Here is a 14,229-nt window from a genome sequence, read left to right as displayed (position 1 = left end):
TGATGCCTTTCTTGCTGAAGGATGTTTGGAAGAGCTATCGGGAGAGGAGTGCGATTTGCGGGAAGGCGAGCAGGAGCGCGATCATCAGGGTCATCGCCACCACGAAGGGCGCGCTGCCCGCCATGATGTCGCCGATCGAGCCGGTCTTTCGCACGCCTTGCACGACATAGAGGTTCATGCCGACGGGCGGGGTGATCAGCGCCATCTCGATCACGATCATCAGCACGATGCCGAACCAGATCGGATCGTAGCCGAGGCCGAAGACGATGGGCGCGAAGATCGGCGTGGTGGCGATCATCAGCGACAGGGATTCCATCACGCATCCGAGCGCCACATAGAAGAGGATGATCAGCACCATGGTCCAGAACGGCGTCAGGTTCACCGCATCCACCATCCGCGTCACGGCGGCGACGAGGCCGATGCCGGAGAGGACGAAGTTCAGGAAGGCGGCGGCGATGACGATGAGCATGATCATCGCCGTGGTCTCCATCGTGCTGAGCAGCACGCGGCGGCAGATCTCGAGGCTGAGCTTGCCGCGCCAGAGGCAGATGACGGCCGCGGCGGCGACGCCCATGGCGGCTGCCTCGTTCGGTGTCGCAAGCCCGGTGTAGATCGAGCCGAGGATGGCGAAGAACACCAGCAGCGGCGGCAGCAGCATCGGCAACCCGCGCAGCGCGTTTCGCAGATCGAAGGTCTCGCGCCGCCCGCCGAACTCCGGTTTCATCAGGCAGAGGGCGATGAGCACGGCGGAGAAGAGCCCGGCCAGAAGCAGCCCCGGCACCACGGCGGAGACATAGAGGCGGGTGACGGAGGTCTCGGTGATCACCGCATAGAGGATCAGGTTGATCGAGGGCGGGATCAGGATGCCGAGCGTGCCGCCCGCCGCGAGCGTGCCGCAGAAGAGCTTTTCGTTGTAGCCGTTGGCGCGCGCCTCGGGCAGGGCGATGGAGGTGATGGTCGCCGCGGTCGCGACGCTCGACCCGGAGGTCGCCGCGAACAGCGAGGAGGAGCCGATATTGGCGTGCATCAGCCCGCCGGGAAGCCAGCCGAGCCAGGCGCGCATCGAGCGGTACATGTCGCCCGCCATGTCGGAATGGAGCATGAGCTGGCCGAGCAGGATGAAGAGCGGGATCGCGACCATCGAGGGCGCGGTGCTGGTGGACCAGGCGATTTCCCCGATGGCGTTGGTCAGCGGGAAGACCGCATAGCTCTTGTCGAGCACGATCGCGAGGATGCCGAGGACGGCGGCGACGGGAATGCTGAGCGCCATGAGGCCCAGCAGCAGGAGAACGGTTGTGGCGATCATCGGTCTGAGACCTCGTGCAGGGGCAGGTCGCGGGTTTCCTCGGCCACGAGTTCGTCCACGTTGGGCGGGGACAGGTGGCGCGCGATCCAGTCGGGCCGGCGGCGCAGCAGCGCCAGCAGGGCGGCGACACATTGACAGAGCAGCGCGGCCAGGAAGATGGCGATCCCCGCGAGCCAGACGCCCTGCGGCAGGACCAGCGGCAGGCCCAGCGTCGAGGCGGAGCGCGACCCGGAGGCCCAGGAGATCGCGAAGACCTGCCAGCCGCGCGCGAGCAGGACGGCGGCGAACGCCGTCAGGGACAGGAGCGCGAGGATGTCGGACGCGGTGCGCATCCCGCGCGGCAGGCGCGCATAGAGGATGTCGATCCGGATATGGGCGCGGTTGTCCAGCGCCCAGGCCAGCGACAGCGCGATGCCGGCGGCGAAGAGATAGCTCGACAGCTCGTCGACCGGGCCGAGCGAGCGTCCCGTCAGCCGGCGGGAGACGACTTCCGCCACGGTCAGGACCACGATGGCCAGGATGCAGAGCCCGCCGACGAGCGCCAGGGCCTGTGAGGTGGCGGACACGATCCTTCGGATCGCGTCCGGCTGTTCGGTCGGGGAACGGGTCACGGGATCACTCGGCCCGGACGCCGACGATATCGGCCATCGCCTCGTTCCAGTTCTCCGCGCAGCCCTCGCCACAGCGCGCGACCCAGGCCGGCACCACGGTGTCGCTCAGCTTCTCACGCAGCAGCTCGCGGTCCGCATCGGTGGCCTCGACCAGCGTCATGTTCGCAGGCTCACCCAGCGGGCATTCCGCCCGTCCGGTGAGGCAGTCGAAGCCGACCTCGGTCTGCACATCGACCTCGTCCCAGACCTGTTCGGCGAATTCGGCATATTGCGTTTCGATGAAGGCCTGGTTGGCTTCCGACATCCGGTCCCAGGACTGCTGGCCGACGATCGTGGCAAGCTGGCTCCAGCCGAGCCCGAGGTCGGAGGCATAGCTCACGACTTCGTACCAGCCCTGATTGTAGGCGGTGAGGGTGCCGGTGATCGCGCAGTCGACCACGCCGCGTTCCAGCGAGGGCACGACATCGCCGATGGGCATGGTCACGCTGCTGGCGCCGAGCGATTCGACGAGTTCCGCGAGGGAGCGGTTGCCGGTCCGCACCTTGCGGCCCTGGAGATCCGAGAGGCTTTCGAAGCTGTTCTTGCAGAGCAGGACCTGCGAGGGATAGGCGAGGATGCCCAGCACCCGCGCGCCGTTCGTCTCGCGGAAATGCGCGTCGAGCACCGGCGCCCAGGCGGCGGAGACGGCCCGCGCCGTTGCCGCGTCGGGCGCGATGCCGGCGAGGTCGACGGCCTCGGCCACGGCGTCATCCGCGGCGAGATAGCCGAGGATCGGGGTCGCCGCATCGGCCACGCCCTGCTGGAGCAGGCGCAGGAGTTCCGTGCCGGTCAGCCCGGCCTCGTTGAAGGGGCGGACCTCGGCGGCGATCTTGCCGTCCGAGGCGGCGGGGAGCGTTTCGGTCCAGAACGGATATTCCTGTTCCGAGTAGAGGGGCATGAAGCTGGCCGATCCGATGACGTTCAGCCGGGTTTCGGTCAGATCTTGTGCGTGCGTGGGGGCGGCGGCGGTCGCCAGGATCGCGGTCGCAAAAAGCGCCGGGAGAGAGTGACGGTTCATGTTGACACCTTCCTGTTCTATATTATAGAATTCTCATGTCGTATTATGGAACTAATTTGATAAACCGCCGTAGTCAAGAAAAGTGAGATGTCTATGACCCCGAAAGCCGACGTCGTGATCAAAAAACAGGCGCCCACCGACAAGGCCTTTGCAAAAGGTCTCACTTTGCTGCAACGCATGACCGAATGCGACGGCTCGGTCGGGGTGAGCGACCTCGCGGCCTCGCTCGATCTGACGAAAAGCAACGTGCACCGCCTGCTCCAGACCCTGATGGCCTTCGGCTTTGTCGAGAAGGACGCGAAATCGCGCTACCGGCCGTCTCTGCGCTACTGGGAGCTGGGCTACGAGGTCTGGCTGAAGTCGCGCGCGGGCCAGGCCGCGCTCGACGATGCCGACGGGCTCGCGGCCAAGACGGGATGCCTCGTCCATGTGACGCTGGCCGACGCGGCGGGGGAGGAACTTGTGCTCTACGAGCGGATCGGCGTGCCGATCGCCCATCCGATGCGGCGGCTCTGGCCGACCGGCGCGCGCGTGCCGGTCTGGCGGCTGATCCGCGGCTGGTCGGATTTCGTGGCCTTCCAGGTCGCCTATATCGCGGCCCTGCCCGAAGCCGAACTCGCCGCGCGCGAGGCGGAGATCCGCGACCATCTGGCCGAAACCGACGTCAGCTACGATTCGCTGCTGGAGAGGGTCGGGTTCGCGCGGGAGAGCGGCTATGCCGAAAATCTCGGCGGCGGACTCGATCACATCCAGGGCACGGCGAGCGCCTTCCTCGACGAGAGCGGCCGTCCCGTCGGCGTGCTGAGCACGATCTTCGACCGCCCCGGCGATCCCGACGAACGCCTCGCGGGCACCGGAAAGCTCAACCGCCTTTACGCACATTCGATCTCTCATTCTCTGGGATATCGGGACACGAACTGATCGGAGGATCGACATGAACGACGCAGAATTTTTCGCACAACGCGGCTTTGGCCTGCGGATGGGATTTGGGCGCAGGGCGGCCCTTGTGGTGATCGACCTGATCCGGGGATTCACCGATCCGGATCGTCCCCTCGGCGCCGAGCTCGCGCCGCAGATCGAGGCGACGAACCGGCTGATCGGGGATGTCGCGCGGCGCGGGGAGCCCGTTTTCTTCACCACGGTCCGCTACGACGCCCCGGATCTTTCCGACGCGGGAATCTGGCCGCTGAAACAGTCCGGTCTCGTGACGCTGGCCGGCGACACCGACGGGGCGGAACTCGATCCGCGGCTGGTGCGCGTTCCGGGCGACCAGCTCATCGTGAAGAAATACGCCTCCTCCTTCTTCGGCACCGACCTGTCGAGCCGGCTGGTGGCCGCGCAGGTGGACACACTGATCATCACCGGCTGCACGACCTCGGGATGCGTGCGCGCCACGGCGGTGGATGCGTTGCAGAACGGCTTTCGCCCGATCGTGGTCCGGGAGGCGGTCGGCGACCGGTCGCAGGCCGCGCATGAGCAGAGCCTGTTCGACATGCAGGCGAAATATGCCGATGTGGTCTCCGTCGAGGAGGCGCTCGGCCGGAACTGACCCGGCGGGAGCGGCGGGCCGGAAGGCGGCCGGGCGTCAGCGGTCCCGGCACCCGCCGATGGCCCTGGCGCGGCGCATCCCGCAGGCATCGGCCCGCCCGTCCTCAGATCCTTCAACCTCATGATGCCCGCCTCGCCATCCTGCGCCCTTTCGGACAGGCTAGCGGGCAGGCGCCGTATGGCCGACTGAGAGAGCTCGGCAGGGGAGGAGATTTCGTCATCTCTCCTGCGGGAAGGGCCCGCGCGCGGGCCGCGACACCGCGCGGGGCTCCGCTCAGCAGCGGTCGAGCGTCAGCAGCGCACGGCGGAATTCCGGCGCGCTCAGCACCACCTCGCCGGCGCCGAGCGCGCGAGCATGGCGGAGCGCGTGGGAGGTGAGGGTCTGGGCCGTCTCCACCGCACGGGGCAGCGACAGCCCGCGCCCCAGCCCCGCCACGATCAGCCCGGCAAAGAGATCGCCCGTGCCGGGCAGGGCGATGGGAAGGTGCTCCGTTGGGTGGCGGGTTATGCCTTCGGGGCCGAGGAGGACGCTTTCGATATGGCCGGGCGGCGTGTCGGCGAGCGCACAGCCGGTGGCGATCAGCCGGGAGCCCGGCGCGATGTGCAGAAGCGCCTTCGCCGCCTCGAGATCGGCAAGGGTGGCGATCTCCTGCCCGGTGAGCCAGGCCAGCTCGAACGGGTTCGGCGTCGCGAGATCGGCCATCGGCAGGAGCCGGTCGCGCATCACGTCCGCGATCGCCTCGGGCACATAGAGGCCGGGCCCGGTGTCGCCCATCACCGGATCGCAGAGATAGGTGAGCGCCGGATTGACCGCCTTCGCCTCGGCCACGAAATCCGCCACCATCCCGGCGACGTCGAGAGAGCCGATATAGCCCGTCAGGATGTAATCCGCCCGCTCCGGCAGCCCGCGTTCCCGTGCCCCCTGCAACAGGTCGGAGAAGAATTCCGGCGGCAGGGCGCGGCCGCGCAGGGTGGGGTAATCGGGGGTGTTGGAGAAGACCACGGTGGGAATCGCCGCCACCTCGAGCCCCGCCGCCTGCATCGGGAAGAGCGCCGCCGAATTGCCGACGTGGCCGAAGACGACCTGGCTCTGGATCGAGATCACGAAAGGGGGGCGGGTCATGATGTGCCGTCCAGTCTCTTGCTCCAGTCCTCGACCCGGCGGCTCTCCAGCCGCCGGACCGCGTATTTGCGCCATCCCTCCGCGAGCACATCGAGTGCCGCGATGCCCTCGAGTTCGGCGAGGTTCAGCCGGTCCACATAAAGCGCGTGCCACAATCGGCGCAAGGTCCAGTCGGGGGCGAGGCGGTCGATCCGCTCCAGACGGTCGCCGGGGGCCACGGTGCCGGGCTGCAACACGCGGTAATACCAGCCGGTGCGCCCGCTTTCCTGCACCCGGCGTGCCATGTCGGGCAGGTCGAACCGCCGGTTGAGCTTCCAGCAGGGCTGCCGCCCCTGCGAGACCTGGAGCAGCGCGCCGCCCAGCCGGAAGACATCGCCCACCGCGACCGTGGCCTCGGTGAGGCCGGCGGCGGAGATGTTCTCCCCGAACCCGCCCGGTGCGTCGAGCGGCGGCAGGTCGCCGAGCTCGTCCCGCCACGTCGCATAGTGATCGAAGGGATAGTGATGCACCGCCTTCTCGACGCCGCCATGCACCCGCCGGTCGGCCTGCTCGTCGCCCTCCACCCCCTCGGGGCCCAGCGCCAGCGGCCGGTCCACGGGGCTCTTGGCAATGCCGCTTTGCGCGCCGCTGCCGGGCAGGGGCGCGGCGCGGCCGGTCAGGAGGATGATCGGGGGGCTGGGCGTGTCGGTCATGGCGTCTCGCGTGTTGTGCAGGTCCGGGACAGGGGGCGCCGGCCCCCGCGCCCGGACAGCAGATACGCCGGTTTGCCGCGACAGGCGACCCCTTTTGCGCGGGTTATTCCGCCGCGACCTGCGGGCGGGACCGCGCGGGCGCGACATGCATCCCCAGCCGCCCCAGAAGATCCTGATCCTTCCAGGCCGCCGGGTTGCCGGTGGTCAGGAGCGTGTCGCCCACGAAGATCGAGTTCGCCCCGGCAAGAAAGCACAGCGCCTGCACCTCGTCGCTCATCCCCGTGCGCCCGGCCGACAGGCGCACCACCGAGGCCGGCATCAGGATCCGCGCCAGCGCCACGATGCGCACCAGCGCGAAGGGATCGAGCGCCTGCGCGCGGTCCTGCACCGGCACGCCTTCGACCTCGTTCCACAGGTTCACCGGCACACTGTCTGGGTGCGCAGGCAGGGTGGCCAGCGTCACCAGCAGGGCGATCCGGTCCTCCTCCGCCTCGCCCATGCCGAGGATCCCGCCGCAGCAGACCTTGATGCCGCCCCTGCGCACCTGCGCGACGGTGTCGAGCCGATCCTCCATCGTCCGGGTGCTGGCGATCTGCGCGTAATACTCCGGCGAGGTGTCGATATTGTGGTTGTAGAAATCGAGCCCCGCCGCCTTCAGCCGCGCGACCTGATCGGGGGAAAGCATCCCCAGCGTCATGCAGGTCTCGAGCCCCAGATCGGCCACGCCGCGCACCATGTCGCAGAGCCTGTCCATGTCGCGGTCCTTGGGGCTGCGCCAGGCGGCCCCCATGCAGAAGCGCCGCGCGCCCGCGGCCCTGGCGCGGCGGGCGGCGGCCAGAACCTCCTCCGTGCCCATCAGCTTCGTCGCCTTCACGCCGGTGTCGTGATGGGCGGATTGCGCGCAATAGCCGCAATCCTCGGGGCAGCCGCCGGTCTTGATGCTGAGCAGGCTCGCAGTCTCGATCGTGGTCGGGTCGAAATGTGCGCGATGCGTGGTCTGCGCGCGGTGCAGCAGGTCGGGAAAGGGCAGGGCGTGGAGCGCCCGTGCCTCCTCCATGGTCCAGTCGGTGCGGATCTCCGGGCGGATCTCTGGGCGGATCATTGCGCGCGCTCCCCCAGCCGGTGCAGGCCCGCGGCCAGTCCCGAGGCGATCGCGAGCTTGATCAGATCGCCGAGGAGGAAAGGCGTGAAGCCCGCCGCGATCAGCCCGGAGGGCGGCACGAAGCGCGTGAGCCAGAGCAGCCCGAGCGCATAGACCACCGCGAGCCCCGCGAGCATCGCCAGCGCCTGTCCCGCCCAGTCGCGCCCACGCGCGAGCCGGCCGGTCACCGGGGCGGACAGCAGGTAGCCCAGCAGGTAACCGCCGGTCGGCCCGACCATATAGGCGAGCCCGATGCCGCGCTCGGGCGTGCCGGAGAACACCGGCAGCCCCACCGCCCCCGCCGCGAGATAGGTGGCCACGGCGGCGGTGCCGAGCCGCGGACCGAGGGTGGCGGCGAGGACGAACACGGCGAGCGTGTGCAGGGTCATCGGCACCGGCCAGAACGGGACCTGCACCTTGGCGCCCAGCGTGATGAGCGCGGCGCCGCAAAGGGCAAGACCGAGCCCGCGCCAGAGCGCGGCGGAACGGGTCGGTGAGAGGGTGAGAGATGACATTGTACGGGCCTCCGAGGATAGATGTCGAATCTATCTACAATTACGGCGCGTCCGCACAGTTCGGGCAATCATGATTATAGATAATTATCCGGGAATTTCGTAAGTCTCTCTCAAATCGGAATTTTTCACCGAAGTCTTGCGCTTGCCGATCCAGCCGACATGTCGCGCCAGCGTGGCGCAGGCGAGGTCGGTCTGCCCCCTGCGCAGCGCCTCGAGGATGGCGCGGTGGTCGTGGTCCGTGCGCGCCTCCCAGTCGCGGCGCCAGGCGGCGAAGAGGAACCGCGCACTGGCGGACTGGAGGTCATCAATGCTGCGCAAGAGGCGCGGCATCCGGCAGGGGGCGAGGATCATCCGATGGAACCGACGGTTCGAGGCTTCCCAGTCGCGCACCGTGCTGGCACTGTCGCCATGGCGCGTAACCTCCTCCGCTTCCTCGATAATCGTGCGGGTGATGTGCGGGGCGGCATGGCGCAGCGCGAGGGATTCGAGGCTCGCCCGCATCTCCGCCACCTCGCGCAGTTCGGCCACGTCGAACTCGGTCACGCGGAAGCCGCGCCGCGGTTCGCTCTCGGCCAGTCCCTGCGTCTGCAACTCGCGAAAGGCCTCGCGCACGGGGACGTGGCTCGCCCCGAATTCCGCGGCGATGTGATCCTGCCGCAGCCGTGCGCCCGGCGGGATCTCACCCGAGACGATGCGGTCGGCCAGGATGCGCGCGATGCGCTTGGATCGGGTTTCTTCGGCAGCGTGTGTCATGAATTATAGATAATTCGGGAAGCAGCCGCTGTCGATCCCTGCCGTGAGGTTAACGGTCCGTGACCTGCGCGCCCGGTTTTTTAATGTGTCTGCAAGGGTTTTTCGCTACTGTTTCCACAGGCAGTGGCATCGGGACCCGCGCATGCGGCGAGGGCGGAAAGGGCTGAGATGGAGAAGAAGACGGAATTCAACATTTGGTATTGGGTGCTGGCGTTCATCGCGGTCATCTTCCTTCAGGACGTCATCGCCGGCGCGCGTGAAGTGGCGCCGATCAGCTACAGCCAGTTCGAAACCTATCTCGACGAGGGGCGCATCGCCTCGGTCATGGTCGGCAGCGACACGATCACCGGCAGTTTCGAGAGCCCGGTCGACGGTCGCAGCCAGTTCGTGACCACGATCGTGGACCCGGCGATCCTCGCGCGGCTCGACGCGGCGGATGTGGAGATTTCGGGCGTCCGGCAGAACACCTGGCTGGGCACGATCCTGTCCTGGCTCCTCCCGGCCTTCGTCTTCTTCGCCCTCTGGATGCTGCTGTTCCGCAAGCTCGCGGACAAGCAGGGGTTCGGCGGCTTCATGCAGGTCGGCAAGAGCCGCGCCAAGGTCTATATGGAGAAGGAGACGGGCGTCACATTCGAGGATGTCGCGGGCGTGGACGAGGCCAAGCGGGAGCTTGAGGAGATCGTCGATTTCCTGCGCAACCCGGAGGAATACGGCAGGCTCGGCGCCCGCATTCCCAGGGGCGTGCTGCTGGTCGGCCCGCCGGGCACCGGCAAGACGCTGCTCGCCCGTGCGGTGGCGGGGCAGGCGGGGGTGACCTTCCTGTCGATCTCCGGCTCGGAATTCGTCGAGATGTTCGTGGGGGTCGGCGCGGCGCGGGTGCGCGACCTGTTCGAACAGGCGCGCAAGAACGCGCCCGCGATCATCTTCATCGACGAGCTCGACGCCCTGGGCCGCGCCCGCAATTCCGGTCCCTATGGCGGCGGCAACGACGAGCGCGAGCAGACGCTGAACCAGCTCCTCTCCGAACTCGACGGCTTCGATCCGAGTGCGGGCATCGTGCTCCTGGCGGCGACCAACCGGCCCGAGATCCTGGATCCCGCGCTCCTGCGCGCGGGGCGGTTCGACCGGCAGGTGCTGGTGGACAAGCCCGACAAGACGGGGCGCATCGCGATCCTGAACGTGCATATGAAGAAGGTGACCCTTGCCCCCGATGTCGACGCCGAAAAGGTGGCGGCGCTGACGCCGGGCTTTTCCGGCGCCGATCTCGCCAATCTCGTCAACGAGGCGGCCCTGCTCGCCACGCGGCGCCGGGCCGCAGCGGTCAGCATGGCCGATTTCAACGACGCGGTGGAGCGGATCATCGCAGGGCTCGAGAAGAAGAACCGCGTCCTCAACCCGCGCGAGCGCGAGATCGTGGCACATCACGAGATGGGGCATGCGCTGGTGGCGATGGCGCTGCCGGGGGTGGACCCGGTGCACAAGGTCTCGATCATCCCGCGCGGCATCGGCGCGCTCGGCTACACGATCCAGCGACCGACGGAGGATCGTTTCCTGATGACACGGGAGGAGCTGGACAACAAGATCGCCGTGCTGCTGGGCGGGCGCGCGGCGGAAAAGATCGTGTTCGGCCATCTTTCCACCGGGGCGGCGGACGACCTGGTCAAGGCCACCGACATCGCCCGCGCCATGGTCGCGCGATACGGGATGGACGCGGAGCTCGGCCATGTCAGCTATGACGCCGACCGGCCCGGCTATCTCGGCACCGGCGATCAGTCCTCCTGGCTCAATCGCCGCTACAGCGAGGCCACGGCGGAGCGGATGGATGCGGCGGTGAAGGAGATCCTCGACGAGATCTTCGCGCGCGCCGTGGCGCTGCTCGATGCCAACCGGGCGTTGCTCGAGGACACGGCCCGCGATCTTCTGGAACGCGAGACGCTGGACGAGGCGGATCTGCGGGCCGTCGCCGACAAGGTCCGCACCCGGCAGATCGCGGTCGCCTGAGCGCGCGCGGAGGCGGACCCGCGGGAAGAACGTGGCGGAGGCGCTCCGGTCCGGCGGTCATCCCGTCCCGCCGGGGGCCGCGCGTCCGCGGCGGACGCAGGGATGCCGGCGAGGGGCGTGTCGCGGGAGCGCCCGCAGGCGGGGAAGGCGCAGCTTTTGCTCAAGGCCGAACGGGACGAGGTTGCGCGGCGAACGCCGGACGGTCGCGACGCGATCCTTCGCCCGTTCGCTTCGTCCGGCTTCCGGGAAAATGTCCCTGTGACAGCCGGAAAGCCGGGCAGAGCCTTCGCCGTGGGGGCGTATCGCTGCGTCCCGGCCGATCCCCGGAGCGCCTTGATGAGCCGGCAACCGAGCAGCCTGCGACAGCCACGGCCTCCCGCGCCAGTGGACGTGAAACCTGGACGCCACGGAGGATCTCCGCTGCCCGGAGAAACCAGGACAGCCGCCAATAACAATCCTGAATAGGATGTTGCCGCTTCGGTCTTTGATCGGCGCGGTCTCGAAGCCTAACCTTTGAGGCACTCCTCCCGATGGCGGTGATGAGCAGAGGTCAGGCTCTTTTCCTGTGGCAGAGTGACGCTAAGACGACAATGTTCCGAAGACTCGAACCCATTCTTGATCCGATCGAAGTCATGGTCGACGGCGTCCCCTGCGAGGCGGAAGCTGGCGAAAGCGTTGCGGCGATCCTGCTGCGCTCGTCGTCGCTCCCGACGCGGAGGAGCCCTGTCGGACACCAGCCTCGGGCACCTTATTGCATGATGGGGGCCTGTTTCGACTGCCTGGTCACGATCGACGGACGCAGTTCGCAGCAAAGTTGCCTTGTCCGGGCGCGGCATGGAATGCGGATTGATCGACAGAACGGCATGCGGAGCGTGGTCTGATGGCTTGCGTCGACCTGACGATCATAGGGGCTGGCCCCGCCGGGATGAGCGCCGCGATCGCGGCCAGAGCGCGGGGCCTGTCCGTCTGCGTCGTCGATGAGCAGCCTGCGCCGGGGGGGCAAATCTGGCGCGATGCAGAAAGGAATGCGGGGAACCGTATCGAAGGAATTCTCGGCACGGAGTATCAGAAGGGGCTGCGGGTTATCGCAGAGTTTCGCGCCTGTGGATGCGACTATCGGCCGGAAACGCAGATCTGGCATGTCGAACGACGCGAGGCGGCATTCCGGCTGTTTGCAACGTCGGATCGCGGGCTGGACAGCTTCGAAAGCCGCCGCGTGCTTTTCGCAACCGGTGCGCAGGAACGGCCGCTGCCGTTCCCCGGCTGGACCTTGCCGGGGGTGATGACTGTCGGAGCGGCTCAGATCCTGCTGAAGTCTTCCCGCCAGGTTCCGGCGGAACCGGTCTGGATCGTCGGCACCGGTCCGCTGGTGCTGCTCTACATGGTTCAGCTTCTTGCCGCGGGGGGGCGGATCGCCGGCCATGTGGAGACCTCGCCGGCTTTTGCGGCGGCGCGGGCGTGGCGAGAGCTGGCCGCCGGGCTGTTCAGCACCGAGGGGAGCCGGCAGGTCCGGACGGGACTCGGATGGCAAGGACGCCTGCGCCGCGCCGGCTTTCCCATCTTTCGCGGACGCCCGCTGCGGGCCGAGGGGCAGGACAGGCTCGAGGCGTTCCGCTTCACCACGGGACGGGGTGAGGTTCGGACGGTTCCGGCCTCTCTTCTTCTCCTTCACGACGGTTTGATGCCTTCGATCCACGGGCCGCTTTCGGCAGATTGCGATATTCGGTGGGATCGTGGGGGGCGGTACTTTTCCCCCCCCGTGGAGATCGGGAGCGGTGCCACCAGCGTGCCGGGTCTCCATGTCGCCGGAGATGGCGCGCGGATTCAGGGTGCGGATGCCGCCGCGCTTCACGGGGCGGACGTGGCCGGGCGGATCGCGGACAGCCTCGGGGCGGTGCCTGCGGAGGGCACGCAGTCCTTGCGTCGCGCCCTGGCGCGGGCCACCAGGTTGCGACCGTTCCTCGAGGCCTGCTACCGTCCGTTTCCCGGAACCGCGAGTCCCGCGGATGATGCTCTGGTGTGTCGGTGCGAGGAGATTTCCGCCCTGGACATCCGCAAGACGGTCGGCGCCACACGGATGGACGCGAACCAGCTCAAGGCGCTCACCCGCTGCGGCATGGGGCCGTGCCAAGGTCGCCAATGCGGGCATGTGGTAAGCCGGATGCTGGCGGAGATGCGGGGCGAAACACCGGATCAGAGCGATTTATTTCGCATTCGCCCGCCGCTCAAACCTGTGACGCTGGGAGAGCTTGCATCCCTGAAGGTGATGGAGTGAGCCGCTGTTCGGACGTCATCGTGGTTGGCGGCGGGCTACATGGCCTGTCGGCGGCGCTGCATATCGCGCGCGCCGGATTGAAGGTAACGCTGTTGGAGGCCGCGTGGATAGGCCGGCACGCCTCGGGGGCCACCGCGGCGGGGGTGAGAACTCTTGGCCGTGCATGGCAGGAAATGCCGATCGCGCTCGAAGCCATGGACATGTGGCACCGGATCGAGGAGATCGTGGGCGACGATTGCGGGTTTTCCGCGTCGGGGCAGGTCCGCGTTGCCGAAGACGACGCTCAAATGCATGCGCTTCGCATGCGTGCTGAAGAGGGGCGTCGCCGTGGTTTCGGCAATGAGCAGTTGATTGGTGCCGAGCTGTTGCGGGAGCTGCTGCCGGCCGCCTCGCCGCATCTTGTGGGGGCGCTTCACGCCCCGGCCGATGGAGCGGCCGATCCACATCGCACGATCCGTGCCTTTCGCGCCGCCGCGGAAGCGGACGGAGTGTGCATTCTGGAGTACACCGCGGTTCATGAGGTCCGGCGCGAGGGGGCGGCATGGCGCTTGTCCACCAGCCGCGGCGATCATGTCGCCGGACAGATCGTCAATTGCGCGGGCGCCTGGGGGGCGAAACTCGCGGCCCTCTGGGGCGAAGAAATCCCTCTCGGGCTCAAGGCGTCGATGATGATCGTCACCGAACGCCTGTACCCGTTCCTCCGGCCGGTTGTCAGTGCGCAGGGCAGGGCGCTTTCTTTCAAGCAGACGGCACAAGGGACGCTGGTGATCGGCGGAGGTTTGCAGGGAAAGGCGGATATCGACGTGCAAAAGAGCTTTGTCGATTTTGCCGAATTGTCGAAGGGCGCGCGCGCGGCTGTCGCGGTCTTTCCCGGTGTCGCAGATGTGCGCATAACCCGAAGCTGGGCGGGAATCGAAGCGAGAACGGAGGATCTTCTGCCCGTTATCGGCCCGTCCGCGACGGTCCCGGACGTCTGGCATGCCTTCGGGTTCTCGGGACACGGCTTCGAGTTGATTCCGGTCGTCGGCGCGATCATGGCCGACCTGGTGACACAGGCCGGCACCGCCCGCGAGATCGCACCCTTCGCTGTCGAACGTCTTCGGGAAGCGAGGGTCCAGGCCGGGTGAGCAGGGCGAGGCAGGCTATGCCAACTTCGCATAGATAGCCCTGGAAAGGTCATTGGACGGGCGGAATTTCCGGCGGATAT

The 14,229-nt window shown here is 67.7% G+C and carries 14 protein-coding genes; 6 read left to right on the top strand and 8 right to left on the bottom strand.

Annotated elements, in window-relative coordinates; translation table 11 throughout:
• Positions 1 to 34: 34 nt before the first annotated feature.
• The 3 genes from P73_RS14270 to P73_RS14260 are packed head-to-tail and all read right to left on the bottom strand — an operon-like array spanning position 35 to position 2,974.
• Complete coding sequence (locus P73_RS14270) at positions 35 to 1,306, bottom strand: TRAP transporter large permease (protein WP_043870085.1); 1,272 nt, start codon at positions 1,304 to 1,306, stop codon at positions 35 to 37.
• Positions 1,303 to 1,917, bottom strand: coding sequence for a TRAP transporter small permease subunit (locus tag P73_RS24460; RefSeq protein WP_052453287.1), 615 nt, complete (start codon positions 1,915 to 1,917; stop codon positions 1,303 to 1,305). Before P73_RS24460 ends, P73_RS14270 begins: the two co-directional genes overlap by 4 nt.
• A gap of 4 nt (positions 1,918 to 1,921) precedes the next feature.
• Positions 1,922 to 2,974, bottom strand: coding sequence for a TRAP transporter substrate-binding protein (locus P73_RS14260; protein ID WP_043870084.1), 1,053 nt, complete (start codon positions 2,972 to 2,974; stop codon positions 1,922 to 1,924).
• A gap of 93 nt (positions 2,975 to 3,067) precedes the next feature.
• Between P73_RS14260 and P73_RS24455 the strand changes: the two genes are divergently transcribed.
• Together P73_RS24455 and P73_RS14250 are read left to right on the top strand one after the other, a co-directional pair.
• Entirely contained in the window at positions 3,068 to 3,895 is an 828-nt protein-coding gene (locus tag P73_RS24455) for an IclR family transcriptional regulator (RefSeq protein WP_052453286.1), read from the top strand.
• Positions 3,896 to 3,908: 13 nt separating this feature from the next.
• The gene (locus tag P73_RS14250) at positions 3,909 to 4,523 is read left to right on the top strand and encodes an isochorismatase family protein (RefSeq protein ID WP_043870083.1); all 615 of its coding nucleotides are present in this window, start codon (positions 3,909 to 3,911) and stop codon (positions 4,521 to 4,523) included.
• A 273-nt stretch (positions 4,524 to 4,796) separates the two neighbouring features.
• On the opposite strand, the gene pdxY is transcribed toward P73_RS14250, so the two are convergent.
• The 5 genes from pdxY to P73_RS14225 form a co-directional block, all read right to left on the bottom strand.
• Positions 4,797 to 5,645: a pyridoxal kinase gene (gene pdxY / locus P73_RS14245; protein ID WP_043870082.1), complete on the bottom strand. Its 849-nt coding sequence runs from the start codon at positions 5,643 to 5,645 to the stop codon at positions 4,797 to 4,799.
• Complete coding sequence (locus tag P73_RS14240) at positions 5,642 to 6,337, bottom strand: MOSC domain-containing protein (protein WP_043870081.1); 696 nt, start codon at positions 6,335 to 6,337, stop codon at positions 5,642 to 5,644. The genes pdxY and P73_RS14240 overlap by 4 nt, the downstream gene beginning before the upstream one ends.
• 103 nt (positions 6,338 to 6,440) lie before the next feature.
• Complete coding sequence (bioB, locus tag P73_RS14235; protein WP_043870080.1) at positions 6,441 to 7,439, bottom strand: biotin synthase BioB; 999 nt, start codon at positions 7,437 to 7,439, stop codon at positions 6,441 to 6,443.
• Positions 7,436 to 7,993 (bottom strand): biotin transporter BioY, encoded by a 558-nt coding sequence (locus P73_RS14230; protein WP_043870079.1) that lies wholly within the window; start codon positions 7,991 to 7,993, stop codon positions 7,436 to 7,438. The genes bioB and P73_RS14230 overlap by 4 nt, the downstream gene beginning before the upstream one ends.
• A gap of 84 nt (positions 7,994 to 8,077) precedes the next feature.
• A complete protein-coding gene (locus tag P73_RS14225; protein ID WP_043870078.1) occupies positions 8,078 to 8,746 on the bottom strand; it encodes a GntR family transcriptional regulator in 669 nt (222 codons plus the stop codon).
• A gap of 168 nt (positions 8,747 to 8,914) precedes the next feature.
• Between P73_RS14225 and ftsH the strand changes: the two genes are divergently transcribed.
• From ftsH to P73_RS14205, 4 genes are all read left to right on the top strand, one after another.
• The gene (gene ftsH / locus P73_RS14220; protein WP_043870077.1) at positions 8,915 to 10,747 is read left to right on the top strand and encodes an ATP-dependent zinc metalloprotease FtsH; all 1,833 of its coding nucleotides are present in this window, start codon (positions 8,915 to 8,917) and stop codon (positions 10,745 to 10,747) included.
• A 530-nt stretch (positions 10,748 to 11,277) separates the two neighbouring features.
• The gene (locus P73_RS14215; protein WP_338032835.1) at positions 11,278 to 11,628 is read left to right on the top strand and encodes a (2Fe-2S)-binding protein; all 351 of its coding nucleotides are present in this window, start codon (positions 11,278 to 11,280) and stop codon (positions 11,626 to 11,628) included.
• Positions 11,628 to 13,022: an FAD-dependent oxidoreductase gene (locus P73_RS14210; protein ID WP_043870076.1), complete on the top strand. Its 1,395-nt coding sequence runs from the start codon at positions 11,628 to 11,630 to the stop codon at positions 13,020 to 13,022. The genes P73_RS14215 and P73_RS14210 overlap by 1 nt, the downstream gene beginning before the upstream one ends.
• Complete coding sequence (locus tag P73_RS14205) at positions 13,019 to 14,149, top strand: NAD(P)/FAD-dependent oxidoreductase (protein WP_043870075.1); 1,131 nt, start codon at positions 13,019 to 13,021, stop codon at positions 14,147 to 14,149. The genes P73_RS14210 and P73_RS14205 overlap by 4 nt, the downstream gene beginning before the upstream one ends.
• Positions 14,150 to 14,229: the final 80 nt, after the last annotated feature.

Source organism: Celeribacter indicus (assembly GCF_000819565.1).
Lineage (GTDB): Bacteria > Pseudomonadota > Alphaproteobacteria > Rhodobacterales > Rhodobacteraceae > Celeribacter > Celeribacter indicus.
The sequence above is the reverse complement of the archived record's forward strand: the minus strand, read 5'-3'. Positions and strand labels throughout refer to the sequence as shown.

What these genes read in the sequence shown, in the direction of transcription:
- P73_RS14225 (WP_043870078.1), bottom strand. Translation starts at nt 8,746, where the DNA reads ATGACACACGCTGCCGAAGAAACCCGATCCAAGCGCATCGCGCGCATC.
- P73_RS14260 (WP_043870084.1), bottom strand. Translation starts at nt 2,974, where the DNA reads ATGAACCGTCACTCTCTCCCGGCGCTTTTTGCGACCGCGATCCTGGCG.
- ftsH (WP_043870077.1), top strand. Translation starts at nt 8,915, where the DNA reads ATGGAGAAGAAGACGGAATTCAACATTTGGTATTGGGTGCTGGCGTTC.
- P73_RS14270 (WP_043870085.1), bottom strand. Translation starts at nt 1,306, where the DNA reads ATGATCGCCACAACCGTTCTCCTGCTGCTGGGCCTCATGGCGCTCAGC.
- P73_RS14240 (WP_043870081.1), bottom strand. Translation starts at nt 6,337, where the DNA reads ATGACCGACACGCCCAGCCCCCCGATCATCCTCCTGACCGGCCGCGCC.
- P73_RS14210 (WP_043870076.1), top strand. Translation starts at nt 11,628, where the DNA reads ATGGCTTGCGTCGACCTGACGATCATAGGGGCTGGCCCCGCCGGGATG.
- pdxY (WP_043870082.1), bottom strand. Translation starts at nt 5,645, where the DNA reads ATGACCCGCCCCCCTTTCGTGATCTCGATCCAGAGCCAGGTCGTCTTC.
- P73_RS24455 (WP_052453286.1), top strand. Translation starts at nt 3,068, where the DNA reads ATGACCCCGAAAGCCGACGTCGTGATCAAAAAACAGGCGCCCACCGAC.
- bioB (WP_043870080.1), bottom strand. Translation starts at nt 7,439, where the DNA reads ATGATCCGCCCAGAGATCCGCCCGGAGATCCGCACCGACTGGACCATG.
- P73_RS14230 (WP_043870079.1), bottom strand. Translation starts at nt 7,993, where the DNA reads ATGTCATCTCTCACCCTCTCACCGACCCGTTCCGCCGCGCTCTGGCGC.
- P73_RS14250 (WP_043870083.1), top strand. Translation starts at nt 3,909, where the DNA reads ATGAACGACGCAGAATTTTTCGCACAACGCGGCTTTGGCCTGCGGATG.
- P73_RS14215 (WP_338032835.1), top strand. Translation starts at nt 11,278, where the DNA reads ATGGCGGTGATGAGCAGAGGTCAGGCTCTTTTCCTGTGGCAGAGTGAC.